General features: G+C 58.5%; 13 protein-coding genes. 5 read left to right on the forward strand and 8 right to left on the reverse strand.

Features of this window, described 5'->3' with window-relative positions; translation table 11 throughout:
• Positions 1-268: 268 nt before the first annotated feature.
• From ACHUE7_RS11070 to rpsU, 7 genes are all read right to left on the reverse strand, one after another.
• Entirely contained in the window at positions 269-940 is a 672-nt protein-coding gene (locus ACHUE7_RS11070; protein ID WP_394170015.1) for a nitroreductase, read from the reverse strand.
• A gap of 21 nt (positions 941-961) precedes the next feature.
• Positions 962-2,326: a sigma-54-dependent transcriptional regulator gene (locus ACHUE7_RS11075; protein WP_394170016.1), complete on the reverse strand. Its 1,365-nt coding sequence runs from the start codon at positions 2,324-2,326 to the stop codon at positions 962-964.
• Positions 2,323-4,527: a sensor histidine kinase gene (locus ACHUE7_RS11080; RefSeq protein WP_394170017.1), complete on the reverse strand. Its 2,205-nt coding sequence runs from the start codon at positions 4,525-4,527 to the stop codon at positions 2,323-2,325. The genes ACHUE7_RS11075 and ACHUE7_RS11080 overlap by 4 nt, the downstream gene beginning before the upstream one ends.
• A 598-nt stretch (positions 4,528-5,125) precedes the next feature.
• Complete coding sequence (gene rpoD, locus ACHUE7_RS11085) at positions 5,126-6,973, reverse strand: RNA polymerase sigma factor RpoD (RefSeq protein ID WP_394170018.1); 1,848 nt, start codon at positions 6,971-6,973, stop codon at positions 5,126-5,128.
• A gap of 219 nt (positions 6,974-7,192) precedes the next feature.
• Positions 7,193-9,139 (reverse strand): DNA primase, encoded by a 1,947-nt coding sequence (gene dnaG / locus ACHUE7_RS11090; protein WP_394170019.1) that lies wholly within the window; start codon positions 9,137-9,139, stop codon positions 7,193-7,195.
• Positions 9,140-9,355: 216 nt separating this feature from the next.
• The gene (locus tag ACHUE7_RS11095; protein ID WP_348477612.1) at positions 9,356-9,802 is read right to left on the reverse strand and encodes a GatB/YqeY domain-containing protein; all 447 of its coding nucleotides are present in this window, start codon (positions 9,800-9,802) and stop codon (positions 9,356-9,358) included.
• Between the two features lie 87 nt (positions 9,803-9,889).
• Complete coding sequence (rpsU, locus tag ACHUE7_RS11100; RefSeq protein WP_028669284.1) at positions 9,890-10,105, reverse strand: 30S ribosomal protein S21; 216 nt, start codon at positions 10,103-10,105, stop codon at positions 9,890-9,892.
• A gap of 238 nt (positions 10,106-10,343) precedes the next feature.
• Between rpsU and tsaD the strand changes: the two genes are divergently transcribed.
• Genes tsaD through folK form a run of 3 tightly spaced genes read left to right on the forward strand, consistent with a single transcriptional unit; the run spans position 10,344 to position 12,292 of the window.
• A complete protein-coding gene (tsaD, locus tag ACHUE7_RS11105; RefSeq protein WP_394170020.1) occupies positions 10,344-11,375 on the forward strand; it encodes a tRNA (adenosine(37)-N6)-threonylcarbamoyltransferase complex transferase subunit TsaD in 1,032 nt (343 codons plus the stop codon).
• Positions 11,368-11,751 carry a dihydroneopterin aldolase gene (folB, locus tag ACHUE7_RS11110; RefSeq protein WP_394170021.1) on the forward strand — a complete coding sequence of 128 codons (384 nt, stop codon included), beginning with the start codon at positions 11,368-11,370 and terminating at the stop codon, positions 11,749-11,751. Before tsaD ends, folB begins: the two co-directional genes overlap by 8 nt.
• Before the next feature lies 1 nt (position 11,752).
• Positions 11,753-12,292 carry a 2-amino-4-hydroxy-6-hydroxymethyldihydropteridine diphosphokinase gene (folK, locus tag ACHUE7_RS11115; protein WP_394170022.1) on the forward strand — a complete coding sequence of 180 codons (540 nt, stop codon included), beginning with the start codon at positions 11,753-11,755 and terminating at the stop codon, positions 12,290-12,292.
• Positions 12,293-12,545: 253 nt separating this feature from the next.
• On the opposite strand, the gene ACHUE7_RS11120 is transcribed toward folK, so the two are convergent.
• Positions 12,546-13,202: an arylesterase gene (locus ACHUE7_RS11120; protein WP_394170023.1), complete on the reverse strand. Its 657-nt coding sequence runs from the start codon at positions 13,200-13,202 to the stop codon at positions 12,546-12,548.
• On the opposite strand from ACHUE7_RS11120, the gene ACHUE7_RS11125 reads away from it, so the two are divergent.
• The gene (locus ACHUE7_RS11125) at positions 13,201-13,893 is read left to right on the forward strand and encodes an ABC transporter ATP-binding protein (protein WP_394170024.1); all 693 of its coding nucleotides are present in this window, start codon (positions 13,201-13,203) and stop codon (positions 13,891-13,893) included. The genes ACHUE7_RS11120 and ACHUE7_RS11125 overlap by 2 nt on opposite strands.
• Positions 13,890-16,430 (forward strand): ABC transporter permease, encoded by a 2,541-nt coding sequence (locus tag ACHUE7_RS11130; RefSeq protein WP_394170025.1) that lies wholly within the window; start codon positions 13,890-13,892, stop codon positions 16,428-16,430. Before ACHUE7_RS11125 ends, ACHUE7_RS11130 begins: the two co-directional genes overlap by 4 nt.
• Positions 16,431-16,543 lie beyond the last annotated feature (113 nt).

Raw genomic sequence — 16,543 nt, forward strand, 5'->3', positions numbered from 1 at the left:
TTGGTAACAATTCGATGCTCCAAAGACAACCACTCAGAACTACACCGAAGTCTAGGTGTTGGATGTGATTGATTATAAAAGGGGTGCGGGGCGGTTCCCTGCAGCAGCGGGCAGGACGCCCGCGTCCCGTGAAGTGGCACAGGGATGTGCCTCTGAGCGGTGGCAGCAGGGAACCGCCCTGTACCCCGAACTCATGGCACCTGTAAATTCAACCACAGCTCCAAGCGACTGCCACCAATAAATTCAACCACAGTCCCAAAGAACACCCTCAGAACCCAAGAAACCGCGCATATTCGTCAAGCGGAGCGCGAGGCGTTTCGAATTGGTTCTCAGGTGCTGACGGGTCGCCGTAGCCGAGGGCCATGCCGCAGACAACGACTTCGTTGTCGGGGAGGGCGAGTTGTTCGCGAATGATGTGTGGGTAGCTGGCCAGGGCACCGATGCCGCAGCTGTCGACGCCTTCGCCTTTGGCGGCGAGGAAGATGGACTGGATGAACATGCCGAGATCCATGTAGCAGCCTTTGCCCATGGCGCGCTCGATGGTGATGACCAGGCCGACCGGGGCGTCGAAGAAGTGGAAGTTGCGCCGGTGTTGGGCCAGGCGGCCGGGGATGTCGCGGCGGGCGATGCCCAGGCTGTTGTAGAGGGCGTAACCGACTTCCCGCTGACGGGCCTTCAGGTAGGAGGGCATGGGTTGGGGGAAGTAGTCGTATTCTTCCGGTCGGGTGTCGGACTGTTCGAAAGCCTCGCAGAGGCGGTCACTGAGCTGGGTCAGTGGCTCGCCAACGAGCAAATAGGCGAAGCCCGGTTGCAGGTTGGCGCCGCTGGGTGCACGCCGGGCGCTGGTCAGAATACGCTCCAGGGTCGCTTTTTCGACGGGTTTGTCGAGGAAGCGGCGAGTGGAGCGGCGGTTTTGCAGGGCATCGAACAGGGCAGTCATATCGGGTCGGCTTTGTTAAATTCAGTGGGTGAAGGCTTCGCGTTTGAGCCCGTATTTCTGCATTTTCTGGTTCAGGGTGCGGCGCGGCAGGTCGAGCACCTCCATCACCGCCTTGATGTTGCCCTGGTGGTGGCTCAGTTCGGCGCTGATCAGCGCTTTTTCGACCTGTTCGAGCCGGGCCGAGAGTGACCCTTCGCCGCTGTGCGCATTGCCCCGGTTACTGGAGCCCAGTTGCAGCAGCTCGGATACCGAGACCTGATTAAAACTGCGCGTCAGCAGATAGCGTTCGGCCGTGTGCCTCAGTTCACGCACGTTGCCGGGCCAGTCGTGCAGTTCCAGGGCGATCAGGTCATCGTAGCTGAGCTCCGGCACTGGTATTTGGTTCTGTTCGCTGGCTTCTTGCATGAAGTGGCTGAACAACACGGGAATGTCGCGCGGGCGCTCGCGCAAGGGGGGCAGTTGAATCTCGGCGACCATCAGCCGGTAATACAGATCTTCTCGAAAGCGGCCTTCGTTGGCAGCTTGGCGCAGGTCTTCCTTGGTGGCGCTGAGGATGCGCACATTGAATGGGATCGGTGTGTGTGAGCCAACCCGCACGACTTCGCGTTCCTGCAGTACGCGTAACAGCTTGATCTGAAACGCCATCGGCATGCTTTCTATTTCATCCAGAAACAGCGTGCCCTTGTGGGCGGCTTCGAATATGCCCTTGCGTTGTTTCTGGGCACCGGTGAAGGCGCCGGCTTCGTGGCCAAAGAGTTCACTTTCGAGCAGGTTTTCGGGAATGGCGGCAACGTTGATGGCGACGAAGGGTGCTTGCTGGCGAATGCTGAGCCGGTGCAGGCTGCGCGCGACCAGTTCCTTGCCGGTGCCGGTTTCGCCGGAGATGATCACATCGGCGTTGACCCGGGCCAGCGCCTGAATGTGCTGACGCAGGGTGCGTATCGGGTCGGAATCACCAATGATGGTGTCGGCCAGTTCGTCGCTGTCGGCCTGGGTATGATGCGGCTGGGTCGCCAGGTGCACCCGGCGTTGCTCACTGGCTCGCTGGATCATGTCGATCAGGCGGTCAGGCTTGTAGGGTTTTTCAATAAAGTCGAAGGCGCCGAGTTTCATCGCTTCCACCGCTTGGGCGATGCCACCATGGCCGGTAATCAGTATCACCGGGATCGACGGGTCGACTGCCTTGAGCAGGCTCATGCCGTCCATGCCCGGCATACGGATGTCGCTGACCACGACTCCGCCGAAATCGGGAGTCAGCAGCGGCAGGGCAGCATCGGCACTGGCAAAGGTATGAACCTGCACGTCAGCCAGATCCAGCCATTGTTCCAGCGAGGCAAGAACCTCAGGGTCATCGTCGATGATGACGGCCGTAGTGTCGGAAATCATTTCGTTGCCTCGGTTTGCAATACTGCGGGGCTAATGGAGTGCGCAAAGCTCAGATGAAAGACGGTACCGTGCCCTTGCTGACTGTCGACCGTCAGCTCCGCACCCAGATCGCTCGCCAGATTGTAACTGATCGCGAGGCCAAGCCCCATGCCATCGCCAACGGCTTTGGTGGTGTAGAAAGGTTCAAAGATATGCACCAGCTTGTCGGCAGGGATACCGGGGCCGGTATCGCGAATTGACAGCGTGAGTGGCGTGTCGTCACCCGATTGCGGTGAAGCCGAGGTGGCGTGCTCCAGAGTAATGGCAATGCGTCGTTGCCTGGCCTCAGCCAGCGCGTCGATCGCGTTGCTGATCAGGTTAACCACAATCTGCTCCAGCATCATGGTATTGGCCTGTACCAGTCGGTCTGAATGAATAGTGAGCTGGCAGTCAATTCCGGCGGCTACCAGTCGCGGCCTGAGCAGTTCCAGCGCGTAGCGTATCGGCCCTTCCAGGGTGACCGGTGTAGCCCCGGTGTTGCGCTTGCCGGAAAAGATGCGTAACTGGCGCGACAGATTCGATAACCGGGTGACCAGGTCTTCAATTTTGCCGAGGTTGGTGCCAACAGCGTCGAGTTTGCCGCGTTGCAGCAATAAATGGCTGCTGGCGGCGTAGTTCGACAGCGCCGTAATCGGTTGGTTCAGCTCATGGGCAATGGCTGATGACATACGACCCAGGGCCGCCAACTTCTGGTTCTGGGCGAGCGCTGCCTGAGCCTGTTGCAAATCCCGGGTGCGTTCTTCCACGCGCTGCTCCAGCGCCATGTTGGCCTCTTCCAGGGCTTGCTGGGTGGCCGTCAGCTCCGTGATGTCCTGCACCGTGACGATGTATTCCCGCGCCGAGCCAACTCGAATCGGGTTCAGGGTGTAGAGCACCGGAAAGCGGCTGCCATCGGTACGCAGGCCCTCCGCCCGCACGGGAGCCTGACCGTATTGGCCGGGTTGCCAGGGTGTCAATAACTGGCCGGGCCGGTGATTCAAATCGTTTTCCGACAACGCGAACAGGCGACGTGCCTGCTCATTGATGAACAAGGGGCGGAACTGATCGTCCAGATTCAGCAGTCCAGCATCGGTGTTCTGAATAATGGCGCGCTGGTGGTGTTCGCGCTCGGCCGTCAGCCGGCTGATGGCGCGCTGAGCCTCGGTGCGGCGCCGGCGCTCCCGGTAGTAGAGCAGGGCACCTGCTAAGGTAGCGTAGCCGATCAGCACCAGGCTTTGGCGGGCGCGAACCCGCGCCTGGGCCTCGGCCAGTGGCTCGCGCAGGTGCATTTGCCAGGGGTAATCATCGATATTTGAGGCAAAAACCAGCTGGGTTCCATCGGTTTCCAAATCAAACGTAGACCAGCGCTCTGACTGCCATTCCGTAACCGGTTGCAACTGCTTCACCGGGTCCTGCCCGAATTGCCGGGTTCGGGCGAGTTGATCCTGATGGACCTCGCTCAGCGGTCGGGTAGCGTAGTAATGCCAGCGCGGCGCCGATGACAGAAAAATAATGCCTTCCTGATCGGTCACCCAAACGCTGTCGCCGGAGGCCTGCCAGCTTTGCTCCAGCGGTTGCAGATTGATCTTGACCACGATGACGCCCAGGATCGAATCGTCGCTGGCTCGCACCGGAGCCGATAAAAACAGACCCGGAATGCCCGAGGTGGCGCCTACCGCGAAATAGAAGCCCGGTTTGCCGTTAATCGCATCGCGAAAATAGGGTCTGAAGGCATAGTTGGAGCCTACAAAGCTGAATTCAGTCTCGAAATTACTGGACCACTGAGTCATGCCATCGGGGTCCATCAGAAAGATCTCATCGGCACCAGCCTGGCGCTTGATGGTGCGCAGTAAAATTGAGGTTTGCGTTGAATTCTCGATAGCCGGTTGCTGCGGGTCCCGTTGTGCCAGGGCGGTAACGATACGCGGGTCGTTGGCCAGAATATGAGGCAGGTACAGATGCCGGTCGATAGACGCCGACAACGAGGTCTCAAAGGCGCCAAGCCGTTGTTGAGCGCGTTCAGACGCCTGGGCGATGTCCAGTTGCATCAGGCTGCGCTGAGCCAATATCAGTACGACCAGAACCAGGCCCAGCCCCACAATCAACCAAAACGGCAGCGACCTGACCCAGCGACCGGGTTGTCCGCGTTTTCGTAACGCCTGAAGAGATGCAGTAAGCGGCATGGGTTTTATCGTTGTTGTGCCTGAAGCCCAAGTGTACCGCAATGCTGAAAGGGCGCGAACCTTCTGGTTTGAAGCTGCTTTTAACTTAAGGTTTGGAGTTTGGGTTTGCGTTGGTGCCAAGAATCCGTGTCAGGCACCGGGTATGCCTATCTGGGGTCGGCGTGAACCCATCCATGGGGCCTAGACTTCGGGATATGAATCCCCTCCATGGGATTCACCCTACGGGCTCGCTTCGCTCGTGCTAAAACGCTCCCGGCGTTTTAGTCCATGCCTCAGACTTCCCCAGATAGGCATACCCGGCACCTGACACTCAGCTGGTTGCGAGCTCCGAAGCTTGAGTCTTAAGAGTTAGCTCTAGTTTTGGAGTTCGCGGGGATGTGAGCAGCGGCTGCCGGGGTTGGTCCTGTGGGGTAGTTCGCAGCAGGGATGCTGCGATCTAGGCTCCATGGACAGATTTACGCCGACCCCACAGGGCCAACCCCGGTAGCCGCTGCGGACCCATGGCACCCAACCACTTCCGAACTCCGATACTGGTGTAGACAGCGGCAGGCATAAAAAAACCGCGCCAGGGCGCGGTTTTTCAGTCGACAGTGGTCGATCAGTCGTCAAGGAAGCTGCGCAGGTGATCGCTACGCGTCGGGTGGCGCAATTTGCGCAACGCCTTGGCCTCTATTTGACGAATCCGCTCGCGGGTCACGTCGAACTGCTTGCCGACCTCTTCAAGGGTGTGGTCGGTGTTCATGTCGATGCCGAAACGCATGCGCAGCACTTTGGCTTCGCGCGCGGTCAGCCCCGCCAGAACTTCACGGGTCGATTCGCGCAGGCCGGTGACGGTGGCCGAATCGATCGGCATTTCCATGGTGTTGTCTTCGATGAAATCGCCCAGCGAGCTGTCTTCGTCGTCGCCAATGGGCGTTTCCAGCGAAATCGGCTCTTTGGAGATCTTCAACACCTTGCGGATCTTGTCTTCCGGCATGTCCATCCGTTCCGCCAGTTCTTCCGGCGTCGGCTCGCGCCCCATTTCCTGCAACATCTGGCGGGAAATGCGGTTGAGCTTGTTGATGGTCTCTATCATGTGCACCGGAATCCGGATCGTGCGAGCCTGGTCGGCAATCGACCGGGTAATCGCCTGACGAATCCACCAGGTCGCGTAGGTCGAGAACTTGTAGCCACGACGGTACTCGAACTTGTCGACCGCCTTCATCAGGCCAATGTTGCCTTCCTGAATCAGATCGAGGAACTGCAGACCACGGTTGGTGTACTTCTTGGCGATCGAGATCACCAGACGCAGGTTGGCTTCGACCATTTCTTTCTTGGCTCGACGTGCCCGGGCTTCACCGATGGAAATGCGGCGGTGAATGTCCTTGATCTCACTCAGAGCGATCTGGCTGTTTTTCTGCACATTGCGCAGCTTGCGCTGAGCACGGCGCAATTCGACGTCGAAGCGGAAGGCTTCTTCGGCGAACCGGCTGTCTTCAAGCAGATTATTCAGCCACTCTTCTTCGGTCTCGTGACCGACGAACATCTTGATGAACTCTTTGCGCGGCATGTTCAAGTGGCGCACACAGATGTTCAGCAGCTTGCGTTCCTGGTCACGAATCTCATCGACGGTCTTCTTGATGATCACCAGCGACTCTTCAAACTGACGCGGAGCCAGCTTGAAGCAGGAGAACGTCATGCCCATGGCGTCGAGTGCGTCGGTTGCTTCTTTGCTGTAGCGACCTTTCTTCTCAATCACCTTGGTAGCGGTTTCGAGTTGCTCGGCCAGCAGTGTAAAGCGCTCACGGGCGAGTTCCGGATCAGGTCCGCCTTCATTCTCATCGTCGTCGGAATCGTCGTCATCGTCGTCGGAACTGTCGTCATCGTCGGCTTTCGCTTCAATGATGGCGTCCGGAGAGTCGGCCGCGGGAGACGGGTCGGCTTCGTCCGGATCCTGAAAGCTGGTCAGGATGTCGGACAGGCGACCGCCGTCTTCAGTCTGAGTATGCGCATAGGCCGCCAGAATGTTTTCGACAACACCCGGGAAATAGGCCATGGCCTGCATGACTTCACGGGTGCCTTCCTCGATGCGCTTGGCGATAACGATCTCGCCTTCGCGGGTCAGCAGTTCGACCGTGCCCATTTCACGCATGTACATGCGCACCGGGTCGGTGGTGCGGCCCGTGTCGGTTTCGACCGCCGCCAGTGCCGCCGCGGCTTCCTCGGTGGCGTCGTCGTCGTCGGTGCTGCTTTCATCGGTCATCATCAGTTGTTCGGCGTCCGGGGCCGATTCAAACACCTTGATGCCGATGTCGTTGATCATCGCAATGATGTCTTCCACCTGGTCCGGCGAGTTAATCTCTTCCGGAAGATGGTCGTTCACCTCGGCGTAGGTCAGATAGCCCTGCTCTTTACCGCGGGCGATCAATTCCTTGAGGCGCGACTGTTGCTGAGATTTTTCAGCCATAGAAACCCTGTAAGTTCAGTAGTGGATCATGCGAAGGCAAATAGCCCTTTAGTTTACCGTAAATCAAAGGGTTAGCCAATTTTTGATCAATGCGGCCTGTCATTGGTTGCATTGAAAGACCTGAGTCAGGTCGGGTTCGTACGCCCACCAGGGAGCGCCAGCAGGACAATGGGCTGTGTACCCTGGCCGAAGTCAGTTTATGGTCACAGATTTGCCCTGTCACAGTTTGCGTTTCTTCTGCAGCTCTAAAAAGCGCCGCTTGTCTTCCGGGGTGATGGAAGGGTCTCTTTCGATGATGATGCGCCGCTTGAGTGTTTCGTACTCGGCATCAGGTGCTCTCTTGGTTAGGGCGGTTACCAGTTTTTCAAGCTCTGCGCGGGCTAATGTCATCGGGTCGGTGTCGGATGTGTGTTCCTCCAGCCAAAGATAGTCGGATGCCGCAATGGGCGCCAGCGTGTCGCGCAAGCCGTGCTGACACAGGTAGTCGAAGGCATGATAGATATCGGCCCTGGGCGCTTCCTGCAGCAGTCGTACCACGCGGCTGAGCAGCGCCTTGCCTTCCTGTTCGGGCAGATGCTCCAGTTGCTCCAGGTTCAGTTCATTGGCCAGATGCGGGTGGCGAATCAGCCAGGCCAGGCAGCGATGCACCAGACTGAACTGAACGCCCAGGTTGGCCCGGCTGGCCGGTTTGTTTCGGCTGGAGCCTGTTTGGCCACCAGAGTAGTCACCAGAGCCATACTCAGACTCATAATCGTCCATTGGCCCGTCATAACTGGGCATCCAGTCATCCGGCATCGCCAGATCAGGGTTGTGGACTGCTGGCTCGGAACGGGGTTTTGCCGGTTCCGGTATCACCGGTTTGACCGGGGCATGTGTTGTCAGAATCTGTTCAACAGACAAACCAACCAGGTTCGACAATTGCTGCATCAGCAGTTGACGTAAAATGCCCTCGGGCATCGGTTCTATCCAGCCCCGGGCCAGGCTGGCCAGACGGGCCTTGCCTTCCAGAGTGGTCATGTCGGTCTGGGTTTGCAGGTGCTGAAACAGAAAGTCGGCCAGGCTTTGTGATTGCTTGACGCGTCGTTGAAAGCCTTCAAAGCCTTCATTGCGCACCAGGGTATCCGGGTCTTCGCCTTCGGGCAGAAACAGGAACTTGGCTTGCTGGCCGTCTCGCACTTCCGGCAGAGCGTTTTCCAGTGCGCGCAATGCGGCCCGGCGCCCGGCTTCGTCGCCATCGAAACAGAAAATAATTTCTGGGGTCAGCTTGAACAGCCGTTGAATGTGGGTGGAACTCGTTGCCGTACCCAGGGTCGCGACGGCGTTTTTAACCCCGAACTGAGCCAGGGCGACCACATCCATATAGCCTTCGACGATAATGATGTTGTCGAAGTTACGCAGCGCCTGGCGGGCTTCATAAAGGCCATAGAGCTCGTTGCCCTTATGGAAGATGGGCGTTTCCGGGCTGTTCAGGTATTTAGGTTTGTCGTCTGGCGTTAATACCCGGCCACCGAAGGCGATGGTGCGGCCACGAATATCGCGGATCGGGAACATAAGCCGCTGACGGAAGCGGTCGTATTCGCGTCCCTTGTCGTTGCGCACCATCATGCCGGTGGCGAACAGCTGTTCGGCACTTTGTTCGGTGCCGGCGAAATGCTGCATCAGGTTTTGCCAGCCGGGCGGCGCGTAGCCAATCTGGTAGCGCTGAATGACCTCTTCGCTCAGGCCACGCCCAAGAACGTATTGCTGGGCGATACTTGCTTCCGGATGATTGAACAGCTGATGCGCGAAATAGTCGGCGCTGCTGCCCATCAAATCGTAGAGCGTGCGGCGTTTGCGTTGCTGGGCTTGCTGAGCCGCGTTCTGTTCTTCGCGAGGCACCTCGACGCCAGCGGCGCGGGCCAGTTCTTCAACGGCTTCGGGAAAGCTGAGGCGTTCGTATTCCTGCAAAAAGCGCAGCGCCGTGCCGGAGGCACCACAGCCAAAACAGTAGTAAAACTGTTTTACCGGGTTAACCGAGAAAGAGGGTGATTTTTCGTTATGGAAGGGGCAGCAGGCCCAGTGGTCCTTGCCTTTCTTCTTCAGCGGCACGCGATGACCGATGATCTCGACGATGTCGGTGCGTTCGAGCAGGTCATCGATGAAATCGTTGGGAATCAGGCCAGCCATAGGTTCCTCAAAGGGATGTGCATGCGGCGTATCGGGCAATTCTAACGGGCATTGCCAGTCGAGCAGAAGGCGCGGTGGATCCGGTTAAGGTCCAGCCTTGGCGTAGCATGCAACCGTCTGTTTCGGTCGTATTGCTTGCTAATCATGGTAAGAAGCCGCTTTGGGCGGGTCCTTTGATGATCAGTCGACGCCAGTCAGGGTCGGGAAACCCCGGGATCAGCCCAGCCGGGCTTTGATCAGCTTGCTTACCGCAGCCATATCGGCGCGGCCTTGTAATTGAGGCTTCAAAACCCCCATTACCTTGCCCATGTCTTGCATACCCTCAGCGCCGGTATCGGCGATGGCGGTATCAATAAGGGCATTAATTTCATCTTCCGAGAGCGCCGCCGGGAGAAACGTGGCAATCACCTCCATTTCTTCTCGCTCGATTGCGGCCAGATCATCGCGTCCGGCAGTCTCGTACTGCGCAATGGAATCACGACGTTGTTTGTTCATCTTATCGAGGATCGCCAAAACCCGGGCGTCATCGACGTCTACTCGCTCGTCAACCTCTACGCGTTTGAGCTCAGACAGAATCAGCCGTACCGTGCCCAGCCGTACCTTGTCTCTGGCACGCATGGCGTCTTTCATGGCTTCGGTGATCTGTTGCTTGAGCTCAGACATGTCAGGTCAACCCACTTTTAAAGCGATTTTCGGCAACATCAGAACGGGCAAATTGTGTTATTTGCTCGTTAACCCTGTGCAGAAATCTTAGTACAACCGTACCAGACGCTTGTTTTCACGCTGCAGTTTCTTGGCGTGACGCTTAACCGCGGCGGCAGCTTTACGCTTGCGAACCCAGGTCGGCTTTTCGTAGTGCTCACGACGACGCACTTCAGACAAAACACCGGCTTTTTCACAGGAACGCTTGAAACGGCGCAGAGCGACGTCGAACGGCTCGTTTTCTCTTACTTTAACTGCTGGCATTAAAAAGACCTTTTCAGTGTGGGTTTGACATCTCGCAGCGGGTTCCGGTCGCAGAACCCCCAAATTCGAGGCGCGTGATTTTACGGCCTGCGGTCGTTGCTGTAAAGCCCTGGTTGGCCCGAAGCGGTCCGGGTGATTTCCTTTATGGCACGGCTTTCTTTAAACTCTCGCCTCTTCTACCACCTCCGGACCGGTTACGCTGCAGCCTGCGGGCCGGTTTTGCCCATCGGGAGTCTGAATGCGCGTTCTGGGAATTGAAACCTCTTGCGATGAGACCGGCGTCGCCCTATACGATTCTGAACAGGGTTTGCTGGCTCATACGCTATTCAGCCAGGTGAAAATGCACGCTGAATTTGGCGGTGTGGTGCCTGAACTGGCCTCGCGGGACCATATTCGCAAGCTGGTGCCGCTGATTCGGCATACCTTTGATCAGGCGGGTTTGCCTTTGGGGGCAGTTGACGGCGTTGCCTATACCTCCGGGCCTGGTCTGGTGGGTGCTTTGATGGTGGGTGCCGCCCTCGCGCGGTCGCTGGCATGGACCTGGGAGGTGCCCGCATTGGGTGTGCACCACATGGAAGGACATTTGCTGGCGCCGATGCTGGAACCCAACGCTCCGCCGTTTCCGTTTGTTGCCCTGCTGGTCAGCGGTGGCCATACCTTGCTGGTGGATGTGCGGGGTGTGGGCGAATACCGCATTCTGGGCGAAACCCTGGACGATGCCGCCGGCGAAGCTTTCGACAAGACGGCCAAGATGATGGGCCTGCCATACCCGGGCGGGCCCTTGCTCAGCAAGCTGGCCGACAGTGGCACGCCGGGCGTATTCGAGTTCCCTCGCCCTATGGTCGACCGGCCGGGTATGGATTTCAGTTTTTCGGGTCTGAAAACGGCGGTGCGTAACACCGTGGCGACTCATGCGGTTGAAGAAGCCGTGCCACCCCAGATAATGGCCGATATAGCCGCCGGCTTTCAGGAGGCCGTGGTTGATACGCTGTCCATTAAATGCCGCCGGGCTTTGAAGGAGACCGGTCACCGGTCGCTGGTTATCGCCGGGGGCGTCAGCGCCAACCGGCGTCTGCGTGAAAAGCTGGAAGCGATGGCGACCGAACGCCGGTGCAAGCTTTACTACCCACGCCTTGAGTTTTGCACTGATAACGGCGCCATGATCGCCTATGCGGGCTGGCAGCGGCTAAAAGCCGGAGAAACCAGCCCGCTGGCATTGGATATCCGGGCGCGCTGGTCACTGGATGAGCTGGAGGCGGTGCATGGCTGAGAATAAGACGGTTGCAAACCCGGTATCGGACACCGTGTTTCTGGAAGGCTTGCAGGTTGAAACAGTGATTGGCGCCTATGATTGGGAGCGCACCATACGCCAGACGCTCTGGCTCGACCTGACGCTGGCGTTCGATTGCCGGCCTGCCGGTGCCAGCGACGACCTGGCCAAAGCGCTAGACTACGACGCCCTGAGCAAGCACATCCGCAGCTGGGCTGCGGAGCAATCCTTTGAGTTGATTGAGACCTTTGCAGAGCAGTTGTGCACTCTGATTTACGAATTCGCCGGCATCCGGGACATCCAGGTGCGCATCAATAAACGCGGTGCCGTGGCAGACTGTGCCGGAGTAGGCATTCATATCAGACGGACCTTTTAACGTGACTCTCTCCTCAAGCCCAAGCAGCGCCTCGCCCGTACCAGTTGCCCTGAGCCTCGGCAGCAACATCAACCGCTATCAGCACATCACCCATGCACTTGATGCCCTGAGCGATGCCTTCGGGGCGCTGGTGTGTTCCCCGGTCTACGAAAGTGAGTCGGTTGGTTTTGATGGCAGTAATTTCCTTAATTCGGTGGTGTTGATAACAACGACACTGGGGCTGGATGACATTGGGCCGATTCTCAAACAGATCGAAGACGACAATGGTCGCGATCGAAACGGCCCCAAGTTCGGCCCGAGAACCCTCGATATTGACGTGCTGACCTACGGCGATTTGGTCGGAGAGCACCACGGCATTGAGCTGCCACGCCGTGAGACGGCGCGTAATGCGTTCGTGCTGAAACCCATGGCCGATATCCTGCCGGATACCCGGATGCCGGGCTCTGACCTAACCTACGCGCAATTGTGGGCGAATTACCCGAAAGAGAAGCAAAAGCTCTGGGCTGTGCCGTTTGAGTGGCGGGGTCGAGTGTTGTCCTGACTAATTACACCGAAGTAGCCCTCCCGAACCATCCCTACTTGAACTGCATTCGTAACTCAAGTTTCGGAGTTCGCACGGGAAACTAGCACCGGGTGCCGGGTATACCTCTGTGGGGAAGTCCGCAGCAGGGATGCTGCGGCCTAGGCTCCATGGACGGATTTACGCCGACCCCACAGAGGTATACCCGGTAACCGGTGCGGGCCAACACCTCAGAGCTGAGCCGAACTCCGAAACTTGAGTTGTAATCTTTAAGTCAAGATGACGTCTGGCCCAGGGCTTCCTGCACCAGCGGCCATACATTATCCAGAATGAGTGGTTGCGCTTCATCGGTAGGGTGCAAGCCGTCTTCTTGCATTAATTCGCGGAACTGGGCCACGCCTTCCAGCATAAAGGGCAGGTAAAGCACCTCGTGTTCGTCAGCCAGGGTGGCGTACTGTTCAAAAAATGGCTCGGTGTAGCGAGAACCGAAGTTGGGTGGCAAGCGTATCCCTAAGAGGATAACCGTGGCGCCGGACTGCTGGGCCATGTCGATCATGTCGCTCAGGTTGCGGCTGATTTGCGGAATCTGGAAGCCACGCAGGCCATCATTGGCGCCGAGCTCCAAAATCATGATGTCCGGCTCATACTGGTCCAGCAGGGCGGGCAGGCGTTCCAGGCCGCCTCGGGAGGTTTCACCACTGATACTGGCATTGATGACGCTATAGTCTGCGTCGCCCTGATTGAGTTGTTGCTCCAGCAGGGTCACCCAGGTGGCTTCCGGTGGCATCCCATAGCCGGCGCTGAGGCTGTCTCCCATGACCAGCAGGGTATTTGCCTGAACCGTAGCCAGAACACTGACCGCCGCTAGAGCCAGCAGTCGAGTCGCCTTATGGCGTAACCATTGAATACTCAGAAGAGACTCAAACAGCATGAATGATACGTCCACGATAATGATTGAGACCCGAAAGCTTAAACAGGAAGTCACCAGTGGGGAAGGGGCGCTGGTCATCCTGAAGGGGATCGACATGGCGATTCACGCGGGCGAGAGCGTTGCCATTGTCGGTGTATCGGGTTCCGGCAAGTCTACCTTGCTCGGCATGCTGGCGGGTCTCGACCGGCCCAGCAGCGGCGAAGTTTTCCTCGCAGGCACCGAGATCACGGCGCTGGACGAAGAACAGAGAGCCCTGTTGCGTGGCAAGCAAGTGGGATTTGTGTTCCAGAATTTTCAGCTGTTGCCAAGTTTGACCGCACTCGAAAACGTCATGCTGCCACTGGAGGTAAAGGGCGCGAAAGAACCTCAGGTTCGGGCCGCACAGTGGCTGGAACGGGTCGGCCTGGCGGGCCGGGCAACGCATTACCCGCTGCAACTCAGTGGTGGTGAACAGCAACGGGTGGCGGTAGCGCGAGCCTTTGCCAGCGAGGCGCCCATCCTGTTTGCCGACGAACCCACCGGCAACCTCGACAGCCGCACCGGGGAAAAAGTAGCTGATCTGTTGTTTTCCCTGAACCGCGAAAGCGGCACCACTCTCGTGCTGGTCACCCACGATCCGAAACTGGCAGCCCGTTGTGACCGCCAGTTGGAGATGGAGGACGGCACGCTGCGCGAGGTGGCGCTGGCATGACGTTATCTGTGAAATCCGACGCACTCGAATCGGGTGCGAACCAGGGCCGATCGGCGCGATCACTGGCGCTCAAGCTGTTATGGCGTGACTGGCGCAGTGGCGAGCTGAACATTCTGATCGCTGCCTTGATGGTGGCGGTCACAACGGTCACCAGTATTGGCTTGTTTTCTGACCGTATTCGCAACTCCATTCAGGACGAAGCGGGTTCATTGCTGGCGGCTGATGCTCAGATTCGCAGCCGCAGTACCATTCCCATTTCTGCAGAATTACGGCAGCAAGCCGAGTCTGCGGGGCTCGAGACTGCAGATATTGTCACCTTTCAGGCCATGTCGTTTGGCAACAACAATGCCTTGCAGCTGAGCGCCGTTAAGGCCGTATCGCCTGAGTATCCGTTGAAGGGCGAGTTAGTGATCGCTGACCAACCCTTCGGTGAAGGGCGTTCGGTGCAGACAGGTCCGCCGCCCGGCGAGGCCTGGATTATTTCGCGTTTGTTTCTGTCTTTGGGTGTCGACATTGGTGACACCATTGGCGTCGGTGATGCCAATTTACGGGTAACGGCTGCGCTGATTACCGAGCCGGATGAAGCTGGCTCCTTTTTCGACTTTAACCCCCGGGTGATGATCAACACGGCCGATGTGGAACAAACCGGTGCCGTGCAGCTGGGCAGTCGTGCCCGTTACCGGTTGTTGCTCGGCGGGGATGTCGAGCCATTTAAGGCTCAGGTTGAGGAAAGCTTACGCCCGGATTACCGCTGGGCCGATGTGCGGGATGCCAACGAAGGGGTGACCTCGGCGCTGGACCGGGCGGAAAGTTTTCTGTTGCTGGCCGGCTCGCTCGGCGTGATGCTGGCCGGGGTAGCCCTGGCGCTTGCTTCACGGCGCTACGCCAGTCGTCAGTTGAGCCATGTCGCCCTGCTTAAAACCCTGGGGCTGACGCCCAATGTCATTGCCCGGTTGTATGCCGGTAATCTGCTGATTCTGGGTGTTATTACCGTGTTCGCCGGCCTGGTGCTGGGCTGGGTGCTGCACTGGGCCTTCCTTGAGCTGGCCTCTGGCCTGCTCCCACGAGAGCTGGAGCCAGCGGGCTGGCGCCCGCTCTGGATCGGTCTGCTGACCGGTCTGGTGTGTCTGATGGCCTTTGCGTTTCCGCCGGTTTGGGTGTTGCGCCAGGTCCCTCCGGCCAAGGTGCTGCGCTCGGAACTCGAAGGTGGAACCCTGAGCCAGCGTGTGGTGGTGGCGATTGGCGCAGTGGCGGTGGTTGGCCTGGTTTGGTTTTACAGTGGTGACATGCTGCTAACCGCGGCCCTGCTGGGCGGCGGACTGATAGCCCTGGCAGGCGTTTCGCTGATGGCCGCCGTGCTGATTCGGGTGGTGCGGCGTTATGGCAGTCGGCTGGGCACGACCTGGCGACTTGGCCTTTCCAACCTGCAGCGCCACAGCCGGCAGAATGCGTTTCAGATCATGGTGTTTTCCATCGCGCTGATGCTGTTGTTCATTCTGACCTTGCTGCGTTCCTCACTGATCGGTGAGTGGCAGCAGCAGTTGCCGGAAGGCGCCCCCAACCATTTTGCGTTCAACATCTTTGAAGACGAGATTGACGGGTTTCAGGGCATTCTGGATGCCAATGACGTGCAGCGGGAGCCACTCTATCCGATGATTCGGGGGCGGCTGACCGAGGTGAATGATGAAGCCCTGTCTGACCGGCTTGACCGTCTGCAACCGAGTGGTGACGATTTCCGGCGCGAGCTGAATCTTACCTGGTCCGACACCCTGGCAGACGACAATGCCGTGGTCGATGGAGACTGGTGGGCGCCGGGCGATGCCGAGCGCAGCCTGATCTCGGTAGAGCAGGATTTTGCCGAGCAACTGGAGATTGGTCTGGGCGATGAGCTGACCTTTACCATCGGTGGCCAACGGGTGGACGTGACGGTGAAAAGCATTCGCACCGTGCAGTGGGACAGCCTGGCACCGAATTTCTATGTGATCTTCAGCGGCCCCATTCTGGATGGCGCCGGCGCGGCCTACATTACCAGCTTCTATCTGGATGCCGATCAGAAGCCTTTGTTGGCCGAGTTGCTGCGCCAGCACCCGACTGTCAGCGTGATAGAGGTCGATGCCATCATCAAGCAGATTCAGGACATTGTTGGCCAGGTGACGGTGGCGGTTGAGTTTATTCTGGGGCTGGTGCTGGTGGCCGGTTTTATTGTTCTGTTGGCCAGTGTTCAGGCGACGCTTGATGTGCGCCTGGTCGAAAGCGCCATTCTGCGGACTCTGGGTGCCCGGGCGGCGCTGGTGCGGGGCGGGCTCTGGATCGAGTTTGCCTCGCTTGGCGCTTTGGCGGGCTTGCTGGGTGCGCTCGGTGCGGAGCTTGCTCTGGCCTATTTCCAGACGGAAATGCTGAACCTGAGCTGGACGCCGCACCCGTTGCTTTGGGTAACAGGCCCGGTGCTCGGAGGCCTTGTCATCGGTGTGATCGGCGTTGTCTCGACCCGGCGGGTGATCAAAGTGCCGCCCATGGTCGTGCTCAGAAGCGTTTAAGTTTGGTTCTTGCGCACAGCGGGCCATTGAAATGGCCCGCTGTGCCCTAATCATACCCGCAAAGGCAATTGTTGAGCGGCCGGGTCTGTGTGCTGGTGTCGCAAATCGAACAC

This window comes from Saccharospirillum alexandrii (assembly GCF_043641555.1).
Classification (GTDB): Bacteria; Pseudomonadota; Gammaproteobacteria; order Pseudomonadales; family Natronospirillaceae; genus Saccharospirillum; species Saccharospirillum alexandrii_A.